Source organism: Clostridium sp. AM27-28 (genome assembly GCF_003480955.1).
Lineage (GTDB): Bacteria > Bacillota > Clostridia > Lachnospirales > Lachnospiraceae > Otoolea > Otoolea fessa.
Genome location: NZ_QUJT01000010.1, coordinates 28,468 through 51,604 on the forward strand (window position 1 = coordinate 28,468; position 23,137 = coordinate 51,604).

A 23,137-nucleotide genomic window follows, 5' to 3' on the forward strand; every position below is an offset into this window, starting at 1 on the left:
TTACTTGATCTCTCCTTTCAGCTTGCTGCGTAAGTTTGCAATAAACTGGGTGGCAGTACGTCCGGACAGCCCGCCGTGGCTTAACTCCCACTTGTTGGCTTCCAGAAGCAGATCTGCCTCCGGCATATGGATGTGGTATTTATCTGCCAGTACGCGGACGATGTTCTGGAACTCTTTCTTGTCCGGTGAGCCGTAGTAGATCGTGACGCCAAAACGCGCAACCAGGGACAGTTTTTCCTGCACCGTATCGTTGGAGTGCAGATCGTCGTCCAGCTCGCGCTTATCGCTGAATTTCTCGCGGATTAAGTGACGGCGGTTCGATGTCGCATAGATCAGGACATTCTGCGGCTTAATGCCGAGACCACCCTCTATGATTGCTTTCAGATATTTATATTCCAGCTCATATTCCTCAAAGGAAAGATCGTCCATATAAATGATAAATTTGTAGTTGCGGTCTTTGATCTGCTCCAGGACATCTGACAGTCCGCGAAACTGGTGCTTGTACACCTCGATCATGCGGAGTCCGCGGTCATAATACTGATTTAAGATCGCCTTGATACTGGATGATTTACCGGTACCGCTGTCACCGAAAAGCAGGCAGTTGTTTGCCGCGCGCCCCTCGATAAATGCCTCGGTATTCTCAATCAGCTTGGCTTTCTGCAGCTCATAGCCGACCAGATCGTTAAGCTTGATATGTTCCACGCGCGTGATCGGCTCGATATCGACCTGCTTTGCCTCCTCATCCATGATAATATGGAATGCTTTGTTAAGACCAAACTTGCCGACACCAAATTCTTTATAAAATTCGGTCACGATATCCTGAAATTCCTGATCACTCTCCGCATTCTCCAGGGAAACCGATAATTCAACGATCCGGTCGCGGATGCGGTGGTTGAACGCCTTGCTGTTTTCCAGCGCATTTTCGTAATGCTTCATCTCCGACCAGATGCCGTTCTCAGCCTCGTCCAGACGGGCAATATCCAGGGAAAAAAGCTCTCTGACCTGTGCAAAATCGTGACGGGCAAGCTCGCTTAAGCTGCCGCCGACCGGTCCGATGATCTCGCAGGATGTGCTGTAGGCATTTTCATTGTTTGCCATGCAGAACGCCAGGAAACAATGCCACAGGTTTCCGCGGAATCCATAGGTCACTGCCAGATCGATGAGCTGGCTCGCACATGCATACGCATCCGGACGTGCCCCGCCTTCCTCTGGTTTTAAGAGGCTGCACATATCGTCAAATAACTGCTGATACCGCAGGTTGCGATATAAAATCATCGTATTTTTTCTTCTTTCTTCCATCATTTTGCCTTTCCGGTTACCATCACATTCTTTTGCGGCACTTTCGGTTCCAAAAATGCCTCCCGCGGACAGTAACCCATTTCATCTTGTCCTAAGCTAAAGAGTCTAGTAATTTCCTAATATTTTTACATTTTTCGCTTCGCGCATGATTCCGTACAGTGCATTCTGCACACCGGCATCCTCCAGGTTTCCCTCGATGTCCACGAAGAAGCGGTACTGCCAACTCTCCTCCGGGATCGGACGGGACTCGATCATACGCATATTGACGTCATTGAAAATAAAATTGCCGAGCATACTGTACAGCGTACCGCTGCGGTGCGGCAGCTCGAAACAGAGGCTGATTTTCTCTGCACCCGCCTGATAGACGCGATCCTTCGCCAAAATCAGGAAACGGGTCGTATTGTCCGGACAGTTGTTGATCGGACCTGCCAGCTTTTTGAGCCTGTAAATCTCACCTGCCACCTCACCTGCGACTGCCGCCTGTGACGGATCCTTCTCATCGCGTACCTTCTGTGCCGCCACAGCATTATTTTCCATGCTGAGCTGCTGCCAGTCGTGCTGGTTTAAGAAGTCGCTGCTCTGCATCAACGCCTGCGGATGGGCAAAAACACGCTTCACATCGGAAAGTTCCGCGTCCGGTGTGCCAAGCAGGTAGTGATGTACCGGCAGAAATGTCTCCGCCACGATCACATTGTCGTATTTTAAAAGCAGATCATAGTTGTCCGTCACGGCACCGGCGGAAGAATTTTCAATCGGAAGCACCGCAAAATCGGCTTTTCCCTCCTGAATCTCCACCATCATATCCTCAAACCGGCGTACATGATGGATATCCGCGTCTTTTCCAAAGAACTGCAGCGCCGCCGCATGACCGTAAGCGCCCTCTAATCCCTGGAACACCACGCGTTTTCCGGCTGTTTCAAGCTTCTCCACCTTATGGAAGCCCAGATCCGGACCGCCGACGCGCCCTGCAATGGTCTGATACTGATACCGGCGGCTCAGCGTCATCATCTGCAAAAACAGTTCGGCAACCGCCTGCTTGTTGAACTCGCCCTCTGCCATCGCCTGAACTGACTCGATCTTCTGTTTCTCACGCTCGGCGTCGTAAACCGCCTTTCCGGTCGCGATCTTATACTCTGCCACCTCGCTGCAAAGGCGCATTCTCTCCTCAAATAACTTTTCTATCTGGGTGTCAATCTGGTCCAGACGCCCTCTTATCTCCAGCAAATCCATCTCTTAGTTGTTCTCCTTTTCCATCTCTGAAAGCATCCCTGCGATCTTTTCTCTCGTATATGCGCCGACAAACTTCCGGTTCTCCGGATCCAGCTCTTTCACGATGAACGGCTCGCCGAACTCAATCACGACATGGCTCGGACAAATAAGAGGAATATGCTTCTCAAAGACCTCCGCTGTTCCCTTGATCGCCACTGGAACAACCGGACAGCCAGATTTCTCTGCAATCTTCAAGCTTCCCTCTTTAAATGGAAGTAGATCTGAAAGCTGTTCATTTTTATTGCGGGTTCCCTCCGGAAAAATCCAGACAGAAACGCCGCGGCGCACCTTCTCGATCCCCGCCAGAATCGTTTTTAAACCTTCTTTTATATTATTCCGATCTAAAAACAGACAGTTGACATTGAGCATCCATTTTGACAAGAGCGGAATCTTCTCCATCTCTTTCTTTGCCACAAATCCCATCAGTCCCGGAACCGTCGTATAGCCAACCAGGATATCAAAATAGCTCCGGTGGTTTCCCACATAGAGCACCGGGCGATCCTGCGGAATATTTTCATATCCGCGCACCTCTACCGTCACACCTGCCATTTTGAGCAGTTTTTCAAAAATATTACGCACCATCTGGGTGCTTTCTTCCTCCACTGCGACCGGATCTACCTGTCCCTGTTTATCCATACGGTGCAATGTGCCGATGGAACCAACAAGGAAGCTGACGATCGTTCCTACTATCTTTATCGCGCGAAACATACTGATACCTCTCTTTTCTCTTGTATCTGTCCGAAACCGTCTGGTTTTTATCCTGCTATTTTCATTTCCAGACAGACTGCTTTACTGTCTCATTATATAGAAAGAAGCAGGGTTTTACAAGACTTTCCTTGTAAGACATCCTGCCTCTGTTACTGTTCACGCATACGTGCCCAGTATCGGAATTTGCCGTGGCTTCGCATTTAAATACGGCAAATTCCTGCTGCCACCACGTTTTCTTACGGCACTTTCGGTTCCAAAAGTGCCTACCTGTGAACAGTAACCTGCCTCTCTATTTTTTATGGATTCACAATCTCCGTCTTTCCGCTGATCAGCGCTTCCACCTCGATTCCACCTATCTCGCACAAGATTCCCTCATAGCTTTCCAGTGTATCGCTGTAATACACGCTGTAGATAGACACATCCTCAGAAATCTCTCCATCCAGATAGTTTTCCAGCGGATTTTCTCCCAGATCCCGGAAAGAACCACCCAGATCCATCATCAGCTCCCAGCTTTCCGGATGAATGTCCTGCTCATCCAAATCATGCAGATACATCCAGAGCGCCATGCATAGAATCCTCGCCTCGGCTTTCGCCCGCACTTCCTTCGCTTTCTGTACCTGTCCGGACATGATCGGGATCGAAACTGCAACGAGAATCGACACAATCCCGGTCACAATCAGCAGCTCTGCCAGCGTAAAGCCTGACCGGGCCCTAGCGGAACTGGTTCTTTTCTCTGTCATAGGTATATCCCACCGCCTGCAGCTTCTTCTCAAGCTCCGACCGTTCTGTATCAAACGCACTGCATAATTCATCTAAATCCGGGTAAAAATCTCTGAGCTGTGTGTTCACAAAACTCAGGCACATAATCGGATCGTTCGGTATTTTTCCTGCCATCTTTTTCCCTTTCTGTCCTTTTATTCATACTCAAACGTAACCGTCACATAGTAACCGCGGTCATTTTCCTCGATCGCCTTTACCACGCCGTGATCGGCGGGAATCCGGTCATTCAGCTTAAAAAGCCCCGACATCGCCACCGCCGGTTCAATCATATAATTGACATTAAACGGCGTCACCGACTCCGTCACCTCTACTGTCTGTCCGACTTCTACCAGTCCCGGACGTTCCATTTTAAATACAACATCTCTTGTCACGCCGTTTTCCCTCTTCTTTCTGGTCTGATCCCCGATTCTGGCTGCCGGCATATCCTCACGCCGTGCCTCTGATTTCAAATTTTTTTACACGAACCATAACCGCCAGCTTACCAGTTTTCTAGTATACGGCACTTTTTTCCTTTTATCAACTGCGCCCACATAACCTACCGTTCGTTTTTTTCACGCGCCATCCGCCGCAGCTGCCGAAATCCAAGCCATGCCAGTAAAAGCAGCAGCAGACTTACACTGATCGTCAGTCCGTAGTGAATCCACCGTCTCCAGAACGGAAGCGGGAGGTTTTCCACCGGCGCAGTCTCTGTTTCCACCAGAGTTCCCGGATCCGCTTCTATTTCTGTCATCTCTTCCACATCCGATTCCGCTTTTTCATACTCCATCCGCCTCCGGTAACGCTCATATGCCGGAAGTCTGACCGTTCCCCCGTACACTGCCCGGCAGTCCCATACGCGGCGTTTGGCCTGTACCGCCGCATTGCGGCACCAGATGCCAGCCTCATCCTGATAAGCATCTCCCTCCCAGCTTGCCGACTCAATCTGCACCTCATCCTCCGATAGCCCTGCACTTGCAAGCAGTTCTTTCCTGCACGCCTCCAACGGCGGCACTTTTTCATCATGCATCACGACAGTTCCACCCAGCCGGTATGTGTCCGCCCCGTATTCGTGAAATACGACCGAAATCTCAAATCCATCCTGCCAGTGTTCGTTCTCATAAGAGGTTCTTTTCAGATCCAACATAACCGATACGGTCTTCCGGCTCTCCCGATCCTCCACCTCCATCGGCGCTCTCGCCGGGATCTCCTGTTCCCGCGTCACGGATGGATAGACCATCTCCCCCGAAACCTCCCGCGTTCTGCCGCGCACCGGCACCGCCTCTATCTCTGTCCCCACAAGCCGGTAGGTAATTTCCCCCTCTTCCAGATATTCTTCCGGCGCTTCTGGTATCTCAGCCTCTTTCAAATAGGAAGAAGAATAACGGATCCGCCGTTCTCCCGCCTTATCTTCCTGTGCGTAAGCCTGTCCGCCGGTGCCCTGCAGGCACAGCAGCACAAATGTCAGCACTGCCAGCCTCCCGCCATATCTTCTGTCTTCTCTTTTCCCCATACATTCTCCCTTTCTGCCATTCCCCGGCAAATGTCTCCTGCCAGCCGAACCGCATTCTTTCGTAAGCACGTTCTAAATTTCCGTACTCCTCTCTCAACCTTCTCCATCCTTTCTAAAATTGTTATTGTTCACGCATACGTGCCCCGTAACGGAATTTGCCGTGGCTTCGCATTAAATGAACAGTAACCTGAAATTTTCTGTGCTGAGTTTAAATCAGCATAAAATACCGCATCACACACAAATATCATTCAAGATATAAGATGCCATGTTTTCTAAATGCCGATATGATACTTATATTCAGCACCACGAAATCATATGACTGCTTTTTTGTTTCATAGGACGCAGTTTCCCCTGAAACAAAAATTGCATTATGAAATTTCATAAATACCCGGATATTTCTGTGAATCACAGATGCCCTTTTTGCGGGCAGAATCATCGAATGCCGTCCGGAACCGGACTTTGAACTGCATCGTACCTTTATTATAGTCTGCCCTATCTCAAAATACAATTTATAAATCGCTCCCGCGGCATTTTCTACAAAAACCCCTTTTTATCCAGCATTTACTTATAAGTGTTATACAAAAAATCGAATACGAGTTTCTTTTTGGTACGGCAAAATGACTTGACTGGACAGCAGATTTTAGGTATACTTGCATATAGGTACATTTTACAAAATAAGAGCGGAGGAAATTAAACTATGAAGTGTCTTATCATTGACAAAGTATACGCTGGTATTGCTGAAGAACTCAGCAAATACATGGAAGTTAAAACTGCAGAGAATCTGCCGTCCACCAAGGATCAGTTATTAGCTGAAATCGGTGACGTAGACGTTCTGATCATGCGTGTAGATCCGAAGATCGATCAGGAGATCATCGACGCTGCTAAGAACCTGAAGGTTATCGGCGTTTGCTCCGTTGGTCTGAACCACATTGATATGGACTATGCAAAATCCAAAGGAATCCAGATCTTCAACGCACCGGGCTTAAACGCTAACGCAGTTGCAGAGCTGACCATTTCCAAGATGTTAGATATCTCCCGTGGTACTTTCACAGCTAACTACGATGTAAAAGTAAAACACGAGTGGAACAAATATAAATTCGAAGGTCGTGAGCTTCGCGGCAAGACTCTGGGTGTTATGGGCTTCGGTCGTATCGGTAAGAGAGTCGGCGAACTTGGTCGTGCATTTGGTATGACTATCGTTGCTTACGATCCATTCCTGAAACCGGAAGATTTCGAGAAAGAGCATGCAACTGGCATGTCCGTAGACGAGATGTTAAAGGTAGCTGATTTCGTATCTATCCACGTACCGCTGACACCAGAGACAAAGGATCTGTTCAACGCTAAGTCCATCGCTGAGATGAAGGATGACGCAGTTGTTCTGAACATGAGCCGTGGTGGTATCGTAAACGAGAAAGATATGTACGAGGCTCTGAAAGCTGGCAAGATCGGCGGCTACGCAGCAGACGTTATGGAGAACGAGCTGGCTGGCAGCGGTCTGACAGGTGATGATACATTCGCAAGCCCGCTGTTTGAGTGCGATAACTTCATCGTTTCCCCGCACATCGGTGCTCAGTCCGTAGATGCTTCCAGAGACATCGGACTTCACATCATTTCCAAGGTAAAAGAGGCTCTTTCCCTGTAATCAGGAAACCAGTCTTATACTCATATAGGAAATCCTGCGGAAATCGTTCTGCAGAAACTGCATAAAGACAGGAACCGGATGATACTCTCGCCGGTTCCTGTTTTTTTGTTTCATAGGAAACTACTGGAATACCACTGGCTCCTCCAGCAGTTCCGTCCGCAGCACAATATACGGATACGACGGCTCTTCCCCGGTCGGCTCGCTTCTCTCCGGTCCTTTTAACTCGGTCTTGACGATGATCGAATTGTCCGTCAAGTACAACTCCGGAACCGTAATGCTGTAGCCGCCGGTCTCCTGCTTGCCGTACCCGGCAGCTATGTAGAGGTCATTTCCGCTTGTGTAAGTCAGGCGGAAGGAATCGTTCTTCTTTTCTTCTATGATCTGCGCCAGCTCCTGCGGCGTCTCATCGGGACCTATGACGGCAAATTCCAGATCTCGCAATTTTTCTGCCTGTTTTTCACCGCCGCATGCAACCGCATAGACCCCCGCCAGAAAGATTCCCATCACAGCCATAAGGCTTAGAAGCCATTTTTTCCTGCTTTTCTTACTTTTCATCAAATAAAAAACCTCCCGCTCCCCTGCACGCAGCCACGCGGCAAAATGCTTTGATTTACTGCATTTTATGAAGCGGAAGGTTGTGATATTCAATCTTTTTTCCTTTTTCCCTGGCATACGCCAGCAGCCGGTCGTTCGCCGCCGCCCAGCCCCCATACTGCCTGCGGCACGCAATCACGCACTGGCACGCATCCAGACATTCTCTGGCTTCTTGTTCCTTTTCCTCTGATATTTCTTCAAATGCGGGGACTGCAATCAATCTGGACGCCAATGTACAAGCCGCCGGATAATCTAAGTCGGCTTCCGATACGATCCCTGCCGCAAACGTGGTTCCAGCTCTCTGAAGTTGCCAGAAGACAGCGCGCCCGCTTCCTCCTCCTGCCAGCACAAACACCTCTGGTGCCCCCTCCGGACGCGGAAGCTCCATACTGCCGCCTGTCTGACGGAAGCGCCCTTCCTCGATCTGGAAAAGCTCGGAAAGATGTTCCGGAGTCAGCATCTCTTCCGGGCGTCCAAACCGGCTTTCCTGCCCCGGGCTGACGCACAGCACCCAGTCAGAGACGCGCTCCGCCAGATCAAGTTCATGAATGGATAAAATGACTGCCACCTTCTTGCGGCGCGCCAGCTCCTGCAAGACCGACATAAATTCCAGCTTATAACGGATATCCAGATAGGAAGTCGGCTCATCGAGAAGCAGCAGTTCCGGCTCCTGGCAGAGCGCCCGCGCCAGCATCACCCGCTGCCGCTGACCGTCGCTGAGCGTCTGGAAGTCCCGCTCCCGAAGCTCTGATACCTGCACTGCCTCCATCGCCTCATCAACTGCCTTCCAGTCCTCCTCCGAGAGGACACCAAACCGTCCCGTGTACGGATAACGCCCGGCTGCCACAACATCCCGGCAGGTCATCCACTCTGCATGGACCTTTTCCGTAAACATGACCGCCATCCGCCGTGCGCGCTCCGTTCCCTTCATTCCCAGAAGGTCCGCGCCGTCCAGGTAAACCGCGCCTCCCAGAGGGGGAAGCTGCGCGGCGACACTCTTTAAAATGGTCGATTTTCCGGCTCCATTCGGTCCGACTAAAGTCAGGATCTCACCCTTCCTTATCCCGATCCGGACTGGATTTAAGATCTGTTTTCCACCGTATCCAACCTGTAAGTCCTCTGTATAAAAGTAGATCTTCTCCTCAGTTTCTGGATTCATGGTATTTTCTCCTCTGCTACTCTATGCTTCAGGTGCTCTTTCGATGTTTCCGCATCATCACAAAAATCACGACCGGCGCACCGAAGACAGCTGTTACCGTGCTGATGCTCAATTCCGTCGGGGCAAAGACCGTCCGCGCCAGCCAGTCGCTGAACAGGCAGAACACGCTTCCGCCCAGGAAACAGCCCGGAATCAGCACCAGCGGTCTTGTATCGGCAAACAGCCAGCGGATCAGATGCGGAACCGCGATTCCAACAAAGGAAACCGGACCGGCAAATGCCGCTACGCAGCCAGATAAGATGCTGGACAAAATCACCATAAAGAAACGCAGATGTGCGACATTGACTCCCATGCTTTTCGCATACGTCTCCCCCATCTGGTATGCGCCGATCGGCTTGGATAACAGAAACACCGCTGCCGCTGAGACAAAGGTCACGCCCGCCATGACTGCCACATTTTCCCATGTCATACCAGAAAAACTTCCGCGCGACCAGTTATGCAGGTTGACAATATCCGCATCGCTGGCGAAGGTCACAACAAAATCCGTGATTGCCGAGCAAATATAACCGATCATCACGCCCCCGACGATCAGCATCGCCATCTGTTCCATTTTCCGCGCGACCAGGAGCACAAACAGCATAGAGAGAAGCGCTCCGGCAAATGCCGCTGCCACCAGCATCCCCGAATTGATCGTAATATTCCATTCCAGAAATCCGACCATCACAAGTGCTACCAAAAGCTTTGAACCAGAAGAAATTCCCAGCACAAAGGGACCCGCGATCGGATTGTGGAAAAAGGTCTGTAACAGATACCCTGACAGTGCCAGCGCCCCGCCAAGAATCAGCGCCGCCAGCGCGCGCGGCAGACGGATCTCCCAGATGATCGTCCACGCCATTCCACGCAGCTTAGGCTCCCGCAGTTCCTGTAAAAATTCCATGATCGGAACCGATACACTGCCTGAACAGACACTCCAGATAAGCAACAGGAGCAGCAGCATAATCAGAAGCAGAAATGCGCCTGCGATCCGCACCTGTCTGCCTGCCTGCGCCAGGTTTCTTTGTTTTTTTTCCTGTTTTTGTCTGTTTGCTTCTGATACTGAACGCATCGTTTCTCCTATCTATCTTTATTACACTTTCCTTCCTCACGACTGCAATTTATACAGATATGTCCCATCTTCCTGGCTTCCGCTGAAAATCGCATGGATATCTTCCAGCATCGCTCCAACTGACATAGATTCCTGATAGAGATTCTTCGTCGTACACCAGACATTTCCCGCCTGTACCGCCTTGAAATCCTTGAGAACCGGCGCTTTTGCCAAAAGCTCCGAAATTGAGTGAATCTCCCCGTCGATTGTACTGTTATAAATCAGATAATCGGATTCTTTCGCGGCTGCATAAAATTCTTCCATCTGCATATTGACGGTCGAAGACCGCTTTCCATCATCCCCCAGATGCCCGAATATGTATCTGCCGCCCGCTAATTCTATCATTTTCGGTATATAATCAGAGGAACGGCGCACGTTCACGCTGCCCTGGTTCGTAATATAGAAAAATGCCGCCGACGGCTTTTCCGCCTGTGCCGTCTGTTCTGTTTTTACGCTCCCGCCTGCGTTCTCCGCATCCGAACCTTCTTCTGTAACACGCTGCAAAGCCGCTTCCTGCTTTGCAAATGCCGCTTCCGCCTCTTTTTCTTTTCCGGTCAGCACTCCATACAGGCGGATCCATTCCGTCCGCCCCAGCGGATGTGCTTCGTAGCTGGAATGATCCACAATCACCGGGATTCCGAAGCTTTCCAGCTTTTCTTTTACCTCCGGCGAATGGAGAATCATCGTATTTTCTATTGCCAGACCGCAGCCCTCCGAGACGATCCGCTCATAATCCGGTTCGCTGTACTTGCCTGCGTAGAGAATTGACCCATTCTCCATCGCCTCCTTTGCCTCCGGGATGTACCAGCCCGACGCATCGGTTCCCGAAAACCGGATATCCGGGAGCGCTCCCAGCATCCGGAACATATCCATGGTCGCGGTCGCTACCAGATAAATCTGTTTGACCGGGCGCTTAAGCACCTGGATCGAATCCGGAAGATCTTCCGGCACCTTTCCGCCCTCTGGAATCAGAAGAAAACGGCTTCCATCCGCAACCGAAACTGCTTCGTACTGCATCCCGTCCGCATCCTCATAGGTATCGACCGCAAACTGGGTCGCATAGGCAAGCTCCATCCGCGATTTCCAGGTCAGGGACGCACTGATCGCCTCACCCGGCTGTGGAAGTGATGCCTCCGCCACCTGTGCATCCACGTTTTCTGCCGGCTGGGACACTTTCGTACCTTTACCCGCCTCATTGGATGTCTCACTGGCGGATGTAGACGACGCTGCCGCCACCGCACTCTTTCCCGTATTTCCACAGCCACTCAAGAGCAGCAGCCCCATAAGCGACAGCCCTGCCAGCCTAAGTGCCATTTTCTTGTTACTGTTCACGCATACGTGCCCAGTAACGGAATTTGCCGTGGCTTCGCATTTAAATACGGCAAATTCCTGCTGCCACCACGTTTTCTTACGGCACTTTCGGTTCCAAAAGTGCCTACCCGTGTACAGTAACCTTTTCTTTCCCGTTATCCATCCTATTTTCTTCATTTTTCCCACTCTGCCTCTCTCACGTGCGCCACATACAGCTTCCGGATCGCCTCAACCTCTCCCAGTCCCCGGATGCAGCATTCCACCTGGTATCCGGCGCGTTCCAGGCGGCTCTTCCAGGAATCCTCCTCTTCACCTGCCATATCCTGATTCGCATGGTCGCCTGCAACCACCATGAGCGGCTGCAGCACTGCCCTCTGATAGTGTTTCTGCGCGCCCAATTTCTCGATCACCGCCTGTAAATCCGGCTGCGCCTCCACGGTTCCGATGTAATAATTTGCATAGCCGCCCGCGATCATCCTATCCTGCATCTTCTGATACACCTGATTGGAAGCAGCGTCCGTCCCATGCCCCATCAGGCAGAGTGCCGTTTTTCCATCGTCATATCCGCCCAATTCTCCTGTCATCGCCCGGATCACCGCATCCAGATCCGCTTCACTGGCAAGAAGCGGTGCTCCCAGCGCCAGCCGTTCAAAACGCCCCTGATTCGCTTCCACTTCCGCTTTTACATCCATGTATTCAAATCCATCCATCAGATGGGTCGGCTGCACAATCAGACTTTTAATCCCATCGGCTACCGCCCGGTCAAGTGCCTCCTTCAAATTGTCGATCGACCGTTGATCCCGCTTTTTCAATTTATCAATGATCCTCTGGCTGGTAAATGCCCGGCGCACCTCATATGCCGGAAATGCCTCCGCCACTGCACGCTCAACCGCTCCGATCGTCTTTTCTCGGCTGTCATTGTAGCTTGTCCCGAAGCTGACTACCAGGATTGCCTGTCTTGGTTCCATCTATCCATTCTTCCTCTTTGTTTTTTATCTTTCAATTCAGAATTTTCCCGTTCCTCCTACGCTGCCATATGCCTGAATCTAGCTGACATATAGCTTTATGAATCGAAGCTACTATAGCATATTTTGAAATAGTTTGCAATGAAGCAGAAAAAATGGCACTCCGCCCGTCCAGGCGGAATGCCCCTTTTTCTGCTTTCAGCTCCAATTTTACCAGCTTTTCTATTTCTCGTCCCGGCTGCACGCGCGCAGCTGGTGCTCATGCTCATATTTTTCTTTCGTCGCCATCCCGCCTCGGATATGGCGTTCCGCTTTGTTGATGTCCAGTACCACACGCGCCCGGGATGCAAGCGGCGGATTGATATGGGAAAGGCGCTCGGCCACATCTTTATGCACGGTAGATTTACTGATCCCAAATTTCCGGGCCGCCTGCCGCACTGTCGCATTGTAGTCTATGATGTAATTAGCGATCGCAACCGCCCGTTCCTCGATATATTCCTTCATGGGAGTTCCCCTGAGAACGTTTTTTACATCTTATTACATCTGTTTCCGGTTTATGCAAATTCCCTTTCCCAAACAAAAACACTGCCGATTAGTAGTTCTCCGCACGGCGGTGTTTCCGCAAGTCGTTTCTCTTCACGCCAGCTTCCCACTCTGCCTTCTCCTCATCGGTCTCGACAAGCAGTCCCGGAACTTCCATCGGATGCTCGTTTTCATCCAGCGCTACCATAACCACATAAGCGGTATTAACCAGTTTACGTGCGCCGCTTAAAGACTCTACGAATGTATCGACACGCACTTCCATGGAGGTTCTTCCAACGTAAGTCAGCTTACCCTCGATAATCAGGGTATTGTTCAGGTGGACTGCCTCTTTGAACTGCAGGTTATCAACCGATGCAGTTGTCGGATTGCAGTGCGCGTGGCGGCGCGCAACAACGGTCGCTACAACGTCGATCCATTCCATCAGCTGACCGCCAAACAAACGACCAGCACCATTTAAGTGACTATTTAATACAAGCTGTGTCTGGATAACAGCTGAATCCGCTACGCGGCGCATAATTCTTTCTTCCATAATTTATTTCTCCTTTCGAGAAGGATGCCTCTTCCAATCTCCCGCTTTCGAAGGACTTCCCTGTGATATGGTACCTAGTATACTGGCTTTCCCTCAAATTTGCAAGTATTCCGCTGCAAAAATTCTGAATCTTTTTAGTTATACATCCTATTGGCAGTAAACTATAAATGTAAAAAAACGACCGAAGAATCTGGGGGCAGCGTCTGTTGTCTTTCGCTGACTCCCATCATCTTCAGCCGTTCTCTTATTTATCCTCTTCCCGCGCCGTGATCATCCGATAGATGAAATCCACGGTTCCATCGATACCGTAGCTGGCACTGTTGATACAGAGATCATAGTTGTTGGAATGTCCCCAGTTTCGGTTTGTATAGTAATGATAGTACTGGCTGTGGACATGATCCAGATGCTTTAACATATGGCGTGCCTGCTTGACCGTCAGGGAACTGTCAATCTCCATCGCACGTTTGATACGCTGCTCAAACGGCGCCGTGATGTAGATACTGATATGCGGGATGTTGTTGTTTGCCATGATGGCATCTCCGCATCGTCCCAGAATAACAAAATCTTCCTTCTTCGCCATGTCAACCAGAAGGTCGCTCTCGTTGAAGAAGACCGCATCACGCTTCGGCAGTCCGTGGAAACGGCTGAACTCGCGCATGTGCTGGCGCAGGGTCAGATGGCGCTCCGGGATGAATGCCTCACTCGGGTTTACATTGGCATCCTGATCGTGCGCCTGCTCTTTCTTGATTCCCGGCTTGATTCCGTAGCTGACAGAATCCTGTATAGAATCCTTCTGAGCCTCGAGACGTTTCAGAACCGCTTCAAAGATCTCCGCGTCGTAGAAATTGATTTTCAGCTTATCTGCCAGCTTAAATCCGATATTTACACCGCCGCTTCCGTAGGTCCAGCTGATACATACGATCAGGTGGTCATTTTCGGAGAAACGGTTTTTCAGGTTAAATGTATTCAGCTTCGCCAGCTCTGCGTTGATAACGTCGCCGCTCGCGAAACTGGTCGGCAGACTCATGACTTCGGTCAGAATCCGGTTGTACTCGGTCATGACGAGCTTCCGCTCTTCCTTATTCTCGATGGTACGCGCCATGTTTCCGATCAGGGCAATCTCACTTCGAACCAGGTTACCCTGCGGGCGTGTCAGCATCAGATGAGTCAGCTCATCCACGCAGCGCTTCCGGTCACGGTTGAAAACACGTCCCAGAGAAGAACCTAACTGTGCATAAACCTCCGCATCCAGATCGTAAATACTCTCCGCCAGTTCACGGATTCGTTTTTCATCTCTTCCAGGCACCGTGCTGCCCGGCTTCTTCCCTGCCGAATCCTTTTCGGCTGCATTTTCCGCACCCGTTACTTCATTCGCATACTGGGCGCTGTCCTTTTCAAGCGCCTGCTGCGTCTGATTTTCCATATTATCTGTATTGGTATGTTCCTGATTGTTGCTCATCGTCACTCACCCCCTATAAAAAGAATAACAGCATATCAAGTGCAAAGACCGGAACCAGAATACCGAACGACCAGAGCAGATATCCGAAGAAGGACGGCATACGCACACCGTTTTCATCCGCAATCGACTTAACCATGAAGTTCGGTGCATTTCCGATGTAGGTGTTCGCACCCATAAATACCGCACCACAGGAGATCGCCATCAGCATCTTGATCGGAACCGTTCCTAACGTCGTCACCATGCCCTCCGTAAATCCAAGCGCACCTGCCGTTGTTAAAAATACCAGATAGGTCGGCGTGTTATCCAGGAAGCTGGACAGCAGACCGGTCGCCCAGAACATTTCAAACGGCTCGGAGATGCCCAGGTTCGCGCCATTTGCTTTCAGAATCATCAGGGCTGGCTGCATCGTGATGAAAATACCGATAAACAGAACCGCAACCTCCTGAATCGCGCCCCAGGTAAAGTGGTTCTCACGGCGGATCTCAACCTTCGTGGTCTTGAAGGACAGGAAGGCCGCCACCAGAATGATCACAATCTCAATGATGGCCGGATAGCTTAATTCTACCTCTCCAAACAGATGGATGCCAAGCACCTTTCCGGCTACATCCTGGAACTGCGGCATGGACGGTAAGGTACCGCTTAAAATAACGGCTGCCACGATCATAACCAGGAAAATCAGGTTGTGCGCACCGCGCAGCTTTACTTCGGTACCCGGTTTACTGATATCCGGTTTCAGACCGCTCGCGATATCCTGACGATATGCCCTCTTATCAATAAAATAGAAGATTGTCAGCAGCACCAGCATATTGAAGAATAAGATCGGCGCCAGATGTAAGCTCCAGAAGAACGGTACGCCGCGCATGAAGCCCATCAGCAGAGGCGGGTCACCGATCGGGGTCAGACATCCGCCGATGTTGGATACAAGGAAAATAAAGAAGATAATGATATGACGTTTCTTCTTTCTCCATGCATTCATCTTGACAACCGGACGAATCATCAGCATACTGGCACCGGTCGTACCGATCCAGCTTGAAAGCAGGGTTCCCAGTGCCAGTAATCCCACGTTGACACGCGGAGAACCTGCCAGGTCACCGGACATCGTGATATTACCGGCAACGCAGAAAAGTCCAAATAACAAAATAATAAAGGTCAAATAGTCATTGACCAGGCATTCCAGAACCGTTTCCAGTGCTGTTCCCGCACTGTAACGCATCGCAAACGGAATGATAAAAAGAATTGACCAAAGAGCAACCGCATGAGGCTGGTGCTCTTCCCACCATTCTGCCTTCACAAGCGGCAGAATCGCAATACAGAGAAGCAGTCCCGCAAATGGAATACACATCCAGAGCGGCACAGAGGATGCCGATGCACCGCCTTCCTGTTCTGCTGCCAGAGCCGTCATCGGATTTGCCATCAAAAATAATCCCAGGCTCGCGCAAAACGCACTCAATCTTTTCACCTTCGTAACCTCCCAACTTTTTTCTTTTTTGTTTTACATTTTCCATTTCAGCCACTCATTATAACAAGTTTATTTCCTAAATACAACCGTGTTTTTCACGTTGTAAGCGTGATTTTCCGCAAATTTTTCGTTAAAAGTACCTTATATTAATTCTTATTAATAAGTGTTGTAAGCCTGTGCTCATAACATAAACAAATACCTCTTTTGTATATAGAAATTATGTATAATACTGTAATTTCACAAATGATATATTTAATTCTACTATGAAACAAAAAACCGCCCGCCGATATCCCGACAGACGCTTCCTACATTCACATATAACTTTTTCTTGAACTATACTCTCTTTCCAGAGTTCATATTTCAATTCCATATCTTCCCCGCCATCTTCCATCTTTTTCCTGCAGCTGTTTTCGCGCTTCATTTTAAGCCAGCCGCCCGATCTCTCGCGGTATTCTTTCGTGGTTTCTCTTTCGATATGTGCCAGTTGGCAAATCTGCCGCTGTATAACCTGCTCTTTCGCAGCGTTCACACATATTCTCTCTTGAACCTGTTTTATTATAGCGCTTTTTTGTAAAATTTATTTCCGCTTTTTTGTCAAATCTTTGTAAAAAAATCAAGCAGCAAATTGGAGAAACTGTCTCATTTACTTTTTATCTTCTTTATGCTATAGTTAGCCTGTATTTTGCATTCAGATGTATTACGAATCCATTCGGAAATTCCGGTGTCATCCCGTGCTGGAATACTCAATGTCTTATCGTGTTTTATAAATATCAGAAGGATTTTCAGGAGTATTGTATTCATGCAGGCGAATATATTTAAGATCAAACGAAATGAATTGGCTGACGGTTCCGGGCTGCGGACTACGATTTATTTTAAAGGATGCCCCCTGCGCTGTGTCTGGTGTTCAACACCGCAGGCGCATGAGCGCCCGACCCGGATTCTCTGGGACAGCAAGCACTGTCTCTACTGCAATCTCTGTGTCAGCGAATGTCCCACCGGAAGTCTGGCATTTTCAGATAACCGTCTCACCTTTACCCCGGACACCTGTACATTCTGCCGTGCCTGTACGGATCACTGTCCGTCCCGAATGCTTCATTTCGTCGGTCAGATGATGAATATGGATGAAATCATGGAAAAAATTCTTGCCGACCGGGAGCTCTATGGAAATGGCGGCGTCATTCTCTCCGGCGGCGATCCGCTGATGCAGCCGGAAGCAGCCACCGCTGTCCTGAAAAAATGTAAAGAACACGGCATCCGCACCGCGATTGAGACGACCGCTTTCGCCAAACCGCTGGCTTTCTCCCGCTTCATCGCCAACGCGGACATGATTATCATCGATTTAAAACATTATTCTGAAAAGAAATATGTCCAGTTCACCGGTGTCTCAAATCATTCGATTCTGGAAAATCTGGACTTTGCCATCGCTATCGGCAAAAAAGTGGCGGTCCGCATTACCATTACCCCCGGCATCAACGACACGCTCATCGATGCCCGCAGGTATGCCCACCTTTTGTCTGAGCACCACATCAGACATGTAATTCTGCTCTCCTATTCAAATCTGGGAATCATTAAATATGAAAAATACACGCAATCTCCGGCGCTTGCCCGCGAGCAGACCTTCTCCGGTCAGGATATGGAGAATTATGCGAACATGCTGCGCGGACTGGGATTTGATGTGCAGATTGAACAGTAGGGAGGCGGCAGGATTTTTCCATTGCCGCCTCCCATACATTTTTCTATCGATTCGTTACTGTTCACGCATACGTGCCCAGTAACGGAATTTGCCGTGGCTTCGCATTTCAATACGGCAAATTCCTGCTGCCACCACGTTTTCTTACGGCACTTTCGGTTCCAAAAGTGCCTACCCGTGAACCGGTAACATCTATTTCCTTGTTTCTCTATTTTTTCCCAAATTTTTCATTGATTTTTTTTCCACCCAATGCTATAATGTGTTCAATATTTAATTTATTTACCAAAAAATGAACATGAACCATTTGCAAAAATCCTCATTTTTACAAATGATTTAAAAGGAGGTTTCCCATGCAAAATCCACAATCCCAAACAGCGCCAGAGCCAAAACGCCTGGACTGGACCACGATGGTCGTCCCATTTCTTCTTATTATAATACTCTGTCTCTGCTTTCTGGCTGCGCCAGATGCATCCAAGGCAGTGTTGGAAAATCTCCGGAGCTTTCTCGGGGAAAACTTCGGTGTCGGCTATCTTGCCATCGGACTCGGCATTTTTCTTCTGTCAATCTACATCGCCTTTTCCCGCTACGGAACCATCCGGCTCGGAAAACCGGATGAGAAGCCGCTCTATTCCAATTTTGCCTGGGGTTCGATGATGTTTACCTCTGGACTTGCGGCGGACATTCTCTTTTACTCCCTGTGTGAGTGGGTTCTCTACGCCAATGACCCGCATCTGGCAGAAATGGGCAGTATTCAGGACTGGGCGAGCACATACCCGCTCTTTCACTGGGGTCCGATCCCGTGGAGCTTCTATGTCGTGCTCGCCGCTGCCTTTGGCTTCATGCTTCATGTGCGCGGCTGCCATAAACAGAAATACTCCGAAGCCTGCCGCCCGATCCTCGGAAAACACACAGACGGGCTTGCCGGAACCCTGATTGATCTGATGGCGGTCTTCGCACTGCTGGCCGGCACAACCACGACTTTTACGCTGGCGACCCCTCTGATGAGCCAGATCGTCTCCGAACTCTTCGGATTCAGCGACACCCGCCTCATCACCATCGCGATTCTGGCAGTCACCTGCCTGGTATACACCGTTTCCGTCGTGAGCGGCATGAAGGGCATCCAGAAGCTCGCGGCGTCCTGCGTCTACCTCTTCTTCGCTCTTCTGGCATATGTGCTGCTGTTTGGCGGTGAAGCACGCTATATCATCGAAACCGGCTTTTCCTCCATCGGAAATCTGGTACAGAACTTTATCGGACTGTCCACCTACACCGACCCACAGCGCACCACCTCATTTCCGCAGACATGGACAATGTTCTACTGGGCATATTGGATGGTCTGGTGCGTCGCTGCCCCGTTCTTCATCGGAACCATCTCTCGTGGACGTACGATCCGGCAGACAATCCTCGGCGGCTACGTGTTCGGACTTGGCGGCACGTTTGTGAGCTTTATTATCCTCGGAAACTACAGCCTGGGACTCCAGGTGTTCGGAAAACTGGATGTCATGGGGCTTTATGCCGCCAGTGGCGACCTCTATTCCACAATCACTGCCATCATCCGCACGCTTCCGCTCGCCCCGATGGTCCTCGTTCTGCTCGCGGCGGCGATGATCGCCTTCTATGCCACCAGCTTTGACGCGATCGTACTGGTTGCCTCCGCCTACTCCTACAAGAACCTGACAAGCGAGGACGAACCGCACATGGCGATCAAAACCTTCTGGTCCCTGAGCCTGATTCTACTGCCTATGGTCCTCATTTTCAGTGATAATTCAATGGCAAACCTGCAGACCGTGTCCATCATTGCAGCATTTCCGATCGCGTTTATCATTCTCCTGATCGTGGCGGCGTTTTTTAAGGATGCGAAGAAATATCTTTCAAGCTACCATGGTATTTGAACGAATTGATTGAGTGTTGTTAAAAATATCCCGAATGTACGTTCCGATGCATTCGGGATATTTTTCTTTATTTATAAGCTCTCCCGCAGATACTCCCGCGTCACACTCCGCTCCGCTTCCAGCATCTCCTTCGGCGTCCCGGCAAAGAGCAGGTCGCCGCCTGCGAGGCCGCCGCCCGGTCCGAGCTCCACAATATAATCGGCGTCCTTCATCACATCCAGGCTGTGCTCGATGATAAACAGTGTATTGCCCTGATCGGTCATCCGGTTGAAAAGCTTCATCAGACGGCGGATATCGTCGAGATGCAGCCCGTCAGTCGGCTCATCCAGAATAAATATCCGTCCCCGCTCATCCAGCTTGCTCGCCAGCTTCACACGCTGCAGCTCGCCGCCGGAAAGCGTCGTCATCGACTGATTCAGATGCAGGTAACCGAGTCCGACCTGTACCAGCGTATCGAGTTTCTTCACAAAATCCGCATCTTCAAAGAACTGGATCGCCTGACGGACGGTCATATCCATGACTTCCGCAATATTCTTTCCCTTGTACTGATATTTCAGCACTTCCTCCGAATACCGCGTTCCGTGGCAGACCTCGCAGACCGTCTCGATCGAGTCCATATATGCCATATCCGATATAATCACACCTTTACCCTGACACGCCGGGCAGGCGCCCTTGGAATTGAAACTGAAATATGCCTGTGCGACATGGTTCGCTTTCGCAAAAAGCGCCCGGATCGCATCCGCGATATCCAGATACGTCGCAGGGGTCGAACGCAGATTGATACCGATATCCTTCTGACGGATCGAGATCACCTCGCCTGGATACTGGCTCGTAAAATATTCCATCAGGGAGCTTTTTCCCGAACCAGCCACACCGGCGATGACCGTCATCACGCCAAGCGGCAGTTTTACGCTCAGATCTTTTAAGTTATGAAGCTTCGCGTGCTCGACCTGATACCATCCGGTCGGCTTGCGGTACTCCATCTTCATCGGCGTTTTCGTCCGCAGCATCCGCCCGGTCACAGTGTCCGCTTTCAAAAGGTTCTCGTAGCTTCCCTGATACATAATCTGTCCACCGTTTATGCCCGCTTCCGGTCCCATATCCACAATGTGATCCGCCAGAGCGATGACTTCCCGGTGGTGTTCCACAATCATCACGGTATTTCCGTGCTCTTTCAGCTTGATCAGCGAATTTTTGAGATTCTGGATATCGCGCGAATGCAGTCCGACGCTCGGCTCATCCAGCACATACATCATATCGGTAAGCGGCGAATTGATGTAACGCGCGATCTTGATACGCTGCGCCTCGCCGCCGGAGAGAGTGTCGGTTCCACGGCTTAAAGAAAGATAGCTGAGTCCGATCTCAATCAGCGCATTCATCCGCTTCAGGATCTCGGTCTTGATATCGCGCGCCAGCGGATCGTCGATCTGGCGGATAAACTCTGCCGCCTCCGGGATCGGCATATCCGAAACCTCGCAGATATTTTTTCCGTTAATCAGGCAGCTGCGGATCTTCGCATTCAGTCTCGCCCCGTGGCACTCCGGACACGTAAAGGTGCTGACAATGCGATCCAGCTCCTTCTTGTGAAGCTGTCCTTCCTTAGATGTAATGATACTGCGGTACATACGCGGATAAATGCCCTCGTACTTCGCGGACTTCGGCCAGTTTGCCGGCGGGTTTTTCAGGCGGATCTGCGGCGAATAGAGAAATAAATCCATCTCCTCCTTCGAATAATCCTTGATCTTCTTGTCCAAATCAAACAGACCGCTGTACGCGTACCGCTTCCACCGCCATGCACCGGTCGTGAACGCCGGCCACTGGATAACGCCCTCATCGTTTAGGCATTTATCAAAATCCACCAGCTTGTGGATGTCCAGCTCCGTCACAACGCCCAAGCCCTCACAGCGCTCACACTTGCCGCTCGGATGGTTGAAGGAAAAGCTGTCTGAATAGCCGACAAACGGTTTGCCCACACGCGAGAAGAGCAGGCGCAGCAGCGCATAGATATCGGTGTATGTGCCGACCGTCGAGCGGGAGTTTGCCACCGGCTTTTTCTGGTCGATTACGATCGTGACCGGAAGATTCTCCATGCGCTCAACCTCCGGACGACCATATTTCGGCAGAAACTGCTGGACAAAACTTGGAAATGTCACATTCAGCTCCCGCCGCGACTCTGCCGCAATCGTATCAAGGCAGAGCGATGATTTGCCCGAACCGGACACACCGGTAAAAACCGTGATTTTCTTTTTCGGAATTTTCAACGACACATGTTTCAAGTTGTTTTCCGTTGCATTCACAATGCTTATGTACTCCTGATTTTCTCGTTCCATCTGGCATTTTTCCTTTCTTAAGCTGTATTTTCCCGTCCCAGGTTCCTTAATTTTAAAGGTACTCAATGCTATCCTGATCTGTACGCGGCTATCACGCACAAAAGCAGACAGAAAATACCCCTAAGAAGCATTTTCCGTCTGCTTTTTTATTTGACTTCCTGCTTTACACGCACTCCGCCGAACAGCAAAGGCATTGTCTTTCTTGTATACTCTCCAAGCGCATAGCCACCGTCTGAAATGCAGTAATCATAGATGATTGCCCTCTCGCAGAGTGCATACATATGTGCAATCTCGTAATATGGCATACTGCGGGTAATCTGACCCCGGCGCTGCCCCTCATCGACCAGCTGATTTACCATCTTATAGTAAAAACGGTTCTGGTTTAAAAGATGCTTATCCCCCTTTGTCACCACCTGTGAGGAATAGAGTGACGCCAGAAGCCCTACCGGGATATCCGACTCTATCAGATCATGTACACTGAAGCAGAGCGTCATAAGCTTGTCAAAGCTGTCCATCTCCGGATCCAGCGCCTGCATTACCTCTTCATACTTTGCATCAAAGATCTCTGGGAGAGATGCCAGAAGCTCATCCTTTCCACTATAATAATGATAGAAGCTTCCCTTTGATGTTCCAGACTGCAGGATAATCTCATCGATCGTCGTCTCCTCATATCCCTTCTCATGAAACAATTTCCATGCAACACGGGCAATTTTTGCTTTTGTGTTATTACCCTTCGCCATTTACCTTTTACCTCTTAACTTCTCAATAATCGTAATTTCAGGGAAACATTCCTGGTTATCTAATTTACCTTTTTGTTTACCTGAATCCAGCCGAAAGCAGAGTAGATAATCTTCCTCATCTGCTTTCGACAATTT

At 50.0% G+C, this 23,137-nt stretch carries 21 protein-coding genes; 3 read left to right on the forward strand and 18 right to left on the reverse strand.

Features of this window, described 5'->3' with window-relative positions; translation table 11 throughout:
• The 7 genes from DW720_RS11260 to DW720_RS11290 all read right to left on the reverse strand — a co-directional run bounded on the left by DW720_RS11260 (position 1) and on the right by DW720_RS11290 (position 5,545).
• A complete protein-coding gene (locus DW720_RS11260) occupies positions 1 to 1,299 on the reverse strand; it encodes an ATP-binding protein (protein WP_347560720.1) in 1,299 nt (432 codons plus the stop codon).
• 105 nt (positions 1,300 to 1,404) lie between these two features.
• Complete coding sequence (locus tag DW720_RS11265; RefSeq protein ID WP_107001429.1) at positions 1,405 to 2,529, reverse strand: bifunctional chorismate mutase/prephenate dehydratase; 1,125 nt, start codon at positions 2,527 to 2,529, stop codon at positions 1,405 to 1,407.
• A gap of 3 nt (positions 2,530 to 2,532) precedes the next feature.
• Positions 2,533 to 3,276, reverse strand: coding sequence for a lysophospholipid acyltransferase family protein (locus tag DW720_RS11270; protein WP_118538551.1), 744 nt, complete (start codon positions 3,274 to 3,276; stop codon positions 2,533 to 2,535).
• 296 nt (positions 3,277 to 3,572) lie between these two features.
• On the reverse strand, positions 3,573 to 4,016 hold the full coding sequence (locus DW720_RS11275) for a type II secretion system protein (protein WP_182427983.1): 444 nt from the start codon (positions 4,014 to 4,016) through the stop codon (positions 3,573 to 3,575).
• Complete coding sequence (locus DW720_RS11280) at positions 3,988 to 4,170, reverse strand: DUF4250 domain-containing protein (protein ID WP_022360303.1); 183 nt, start codon at positions 4,168 to 4,170, stop codon at positions 3,988 to 3,990. The genes DW720_RS11275 and DW720_RS11280 overlap by 29 nt, the downstream gene beginning before the upstream one ends.
• Positions 4,171 to 4,190: 20 nt before the next feature.
• Positions 4,191 to 4,478 (reverse strand): hypothetical protein, encoded by a 288-nt coding sequence (locus DW720_RS11285; RefSeq protein ID WP_243098996.1) that lies wholly within the window; start codon positions 4,476 to 4,478, stop codon positions 4,191 to 4,193.
• 113 nt (positions 4,479 to 4,591) lie between these two features.
• Positions 4,592 to 5,545: a hypothetical protein gene (locus tag DW720_RS11290; protein WP_147355513.1), complete on the reverse strand. Its 954-nt coding sequence runs from the start codon at positions 5,543 to 5,545 to the stop codon at positions 4,592 to 4,594.
• A gap of 697 nt (positions 5,546 to 6,242) precedes the next feature.
• Here DW720_RS11290 and DW720_RS11300 point away from each other — a divergent pair.
• Entirely contained in the window at positions 6,243 to 7,187 is a 945-nt protein-coding gene (locus tag DW720_RS11300) for a D-2-hydroxyacid dehydrogenase (RefSeq protein ID WP_118749659.1), read from the forward strand.
• A gap of 120 nt (positions 7,188 to 7,307) precedes the next feature.
• On the opposite strand, the gene DW720_RS11305 is transcribed toward DW720_RS11300, so the two are convergent.
• The 9 genes from DW720_RS11305 to DW720_RS11345 all read right to left on the reverse strand — a co-directional run bounded on the left by DW720_RS11305 (position 7,308) and on the right by DW720_RS11345 (position 16,350).
• A complete protein-coding gene (locus DW720_RS11305; RefSeq protein ID WP_022360307.1) occupies positions 7,308 to 7,742 on the reverse strand; it encodes a protease complex subunit PrcB family protein in 435 nt (144 codons plus the stop codon).
• A gap of 55 nt (positions 7,743 to 7,797) precedes the next feature.
• A complete protein-coding gene (locus tag DW720_RS11310) occupies positions 7,798 to 8,940 on the reverse strand; it encodes an ABC transporter ATP-binding protein (RefSeq protein ID WP_118749660.1) in 1,143 nt (380 codons plus the stop codon).
• A gap of 28 nt (positions 8,941 to 8,968) precedes the next feature.
• On the reverse strand, positions 8,969 to 9,937 hold the full coding sequence (locus tag DW720_RS11315; RefSeq protein ID WP_243099730.1) for an iron ABC transporter permease: 969 nt from the start codon (positions 9,935 to 9,937) through the stop codon (positions 8,969 to 8,971).
• A 144-nt stretch (positions 9,938 to 10,081) separates the two neighbouring features.
• Entirely contained in the window at positions 10,082 to 11,416 is a 1,335-nt protein-coding gene (locus tag DW720_RS11320; protein WP_182436545.1) for an ABC transporter substrate-binding protein, read from the reverse strand.
• Between the two features lie 152 nt (positions 11,417 to 11,568).
• Positions 11,569 to 12,363, reverse strand: coding sequence for a sirohydrochlorin cobaltochelatase (locus DW720_RS11325; protein ID WP_118749663.1), 795 nt, complete (start codon positions 12,361 to 12,363; stop codon positions 11,569 to 11,571).
• A 219-nt stretch (positions 12,364 to 12,582) separates the two neighbouring features.
• Positions 12,583 to 12,864 (reverse strand): sporulation transcriptional regulator SpoIIID, encoded by a 282-nt coding sequence (gene spoIIID / locus DW720_RS11330; RefSeq protein ID WP_117796058.1) that lies wholly within the window; start codon positions 12,862 to 12,864, stop codon positions 12,583 to 12,585.
• Between the two features lie 88 nt (positions 12,865 to 12,952).
• Entirely contained in the window at positions 12,953 to 13,432 is a 480-nt protein-coding gene (locus DW720_RS11335) for an acyl-CoA thioesterase (RefSeq protein WP_107001412.1), read from the reverse strand.
• A gap of 244 nt (positions 13,433 to 13,676) precedes the next feature.
• Complete coding sequence (locus DW720_RS11340) at positions 13,677 to 14,891, reverse strand: cytidylate kinase-like family protein (protein WP_243099728.1); 1,215 nt, start codon at positions 14,889 to 14,891, stop codon at positions 13,677 to 13,679.
• Between the two features lie 13 nt (positions 14,892 to 14,904).
• Positions 14,905 to 16,350, reverse strand: a complete 1,446-nt coding sequence (locus DW720_RS11345) for a sodium:proton antiporter (protein WP_243099729.1) — start codon at positions 16,348 to 16,350, stop codon at positions 14,905 to 14,907.
• 799 nt (positions 16,351 to 17,149) lie between these two features.
• Here DW720_RS11345 and DW720_RS11355 point away from each other — a divergent pair.
• Both DW720_RS11355 and DW720_RS11360 read left to right on the forward strand, forming a co-directional pair.
• On the forward strand, positions 17,150 to 18,043 hold the full coding sequence (locus DW720_RS11355) for a glycyl-radical enzyme activating protein (RefSeq protein ID WP_118749665.1): 894 nt from the start codon (positions 17,150 to 17,152) through the stop codon (positions 18,041 to 18,043).
• Positions 18,044 to 18,390: 347 nt separating this feature from the next.
• A complete protein-coding gene (locus tag DW720_RS11360) occupies positions 18,391 to 19,932 on the forward strand; it encodes a BCCT family transporter (RefSeq protein ID WP_118749666.1) in 1,542 nt (513 codons plus the stop codon).
• A 71-nt stretch (positions 19,933 to 20,003) separates the two neighbouring features.
• On the opposite strand, the gene DW720_RS11365 is transcribed toward DW720_RS11360, so the two are convergent.
• Positions 20,004 to 22,262, reverse strand: a complete 2,259-nt coding sequence (locus tag DW720_RS11365; RefSeq protein ID WP_118749667.1) for an excinuclease ABC subunit UvrA — start codon at positions 22,260 to 22,262, stop codon at positions 20,004 to 20,006.
• Positions 22,263 to 22,408: 146 nt separating this feature from the next.
• A complete protein-coding gene (locus DW720_RS11370) occupies positions 22,409 to 23,002 on the reverse strand; it encodes a TetR/AcrR family transcriptional regulator (RefSeq protein WP_107001407.1) in 594 nt (197 codons plus the stop codon).
• Positions 23,003 to 23,137 lie beyond the last annotated feature (135 nt).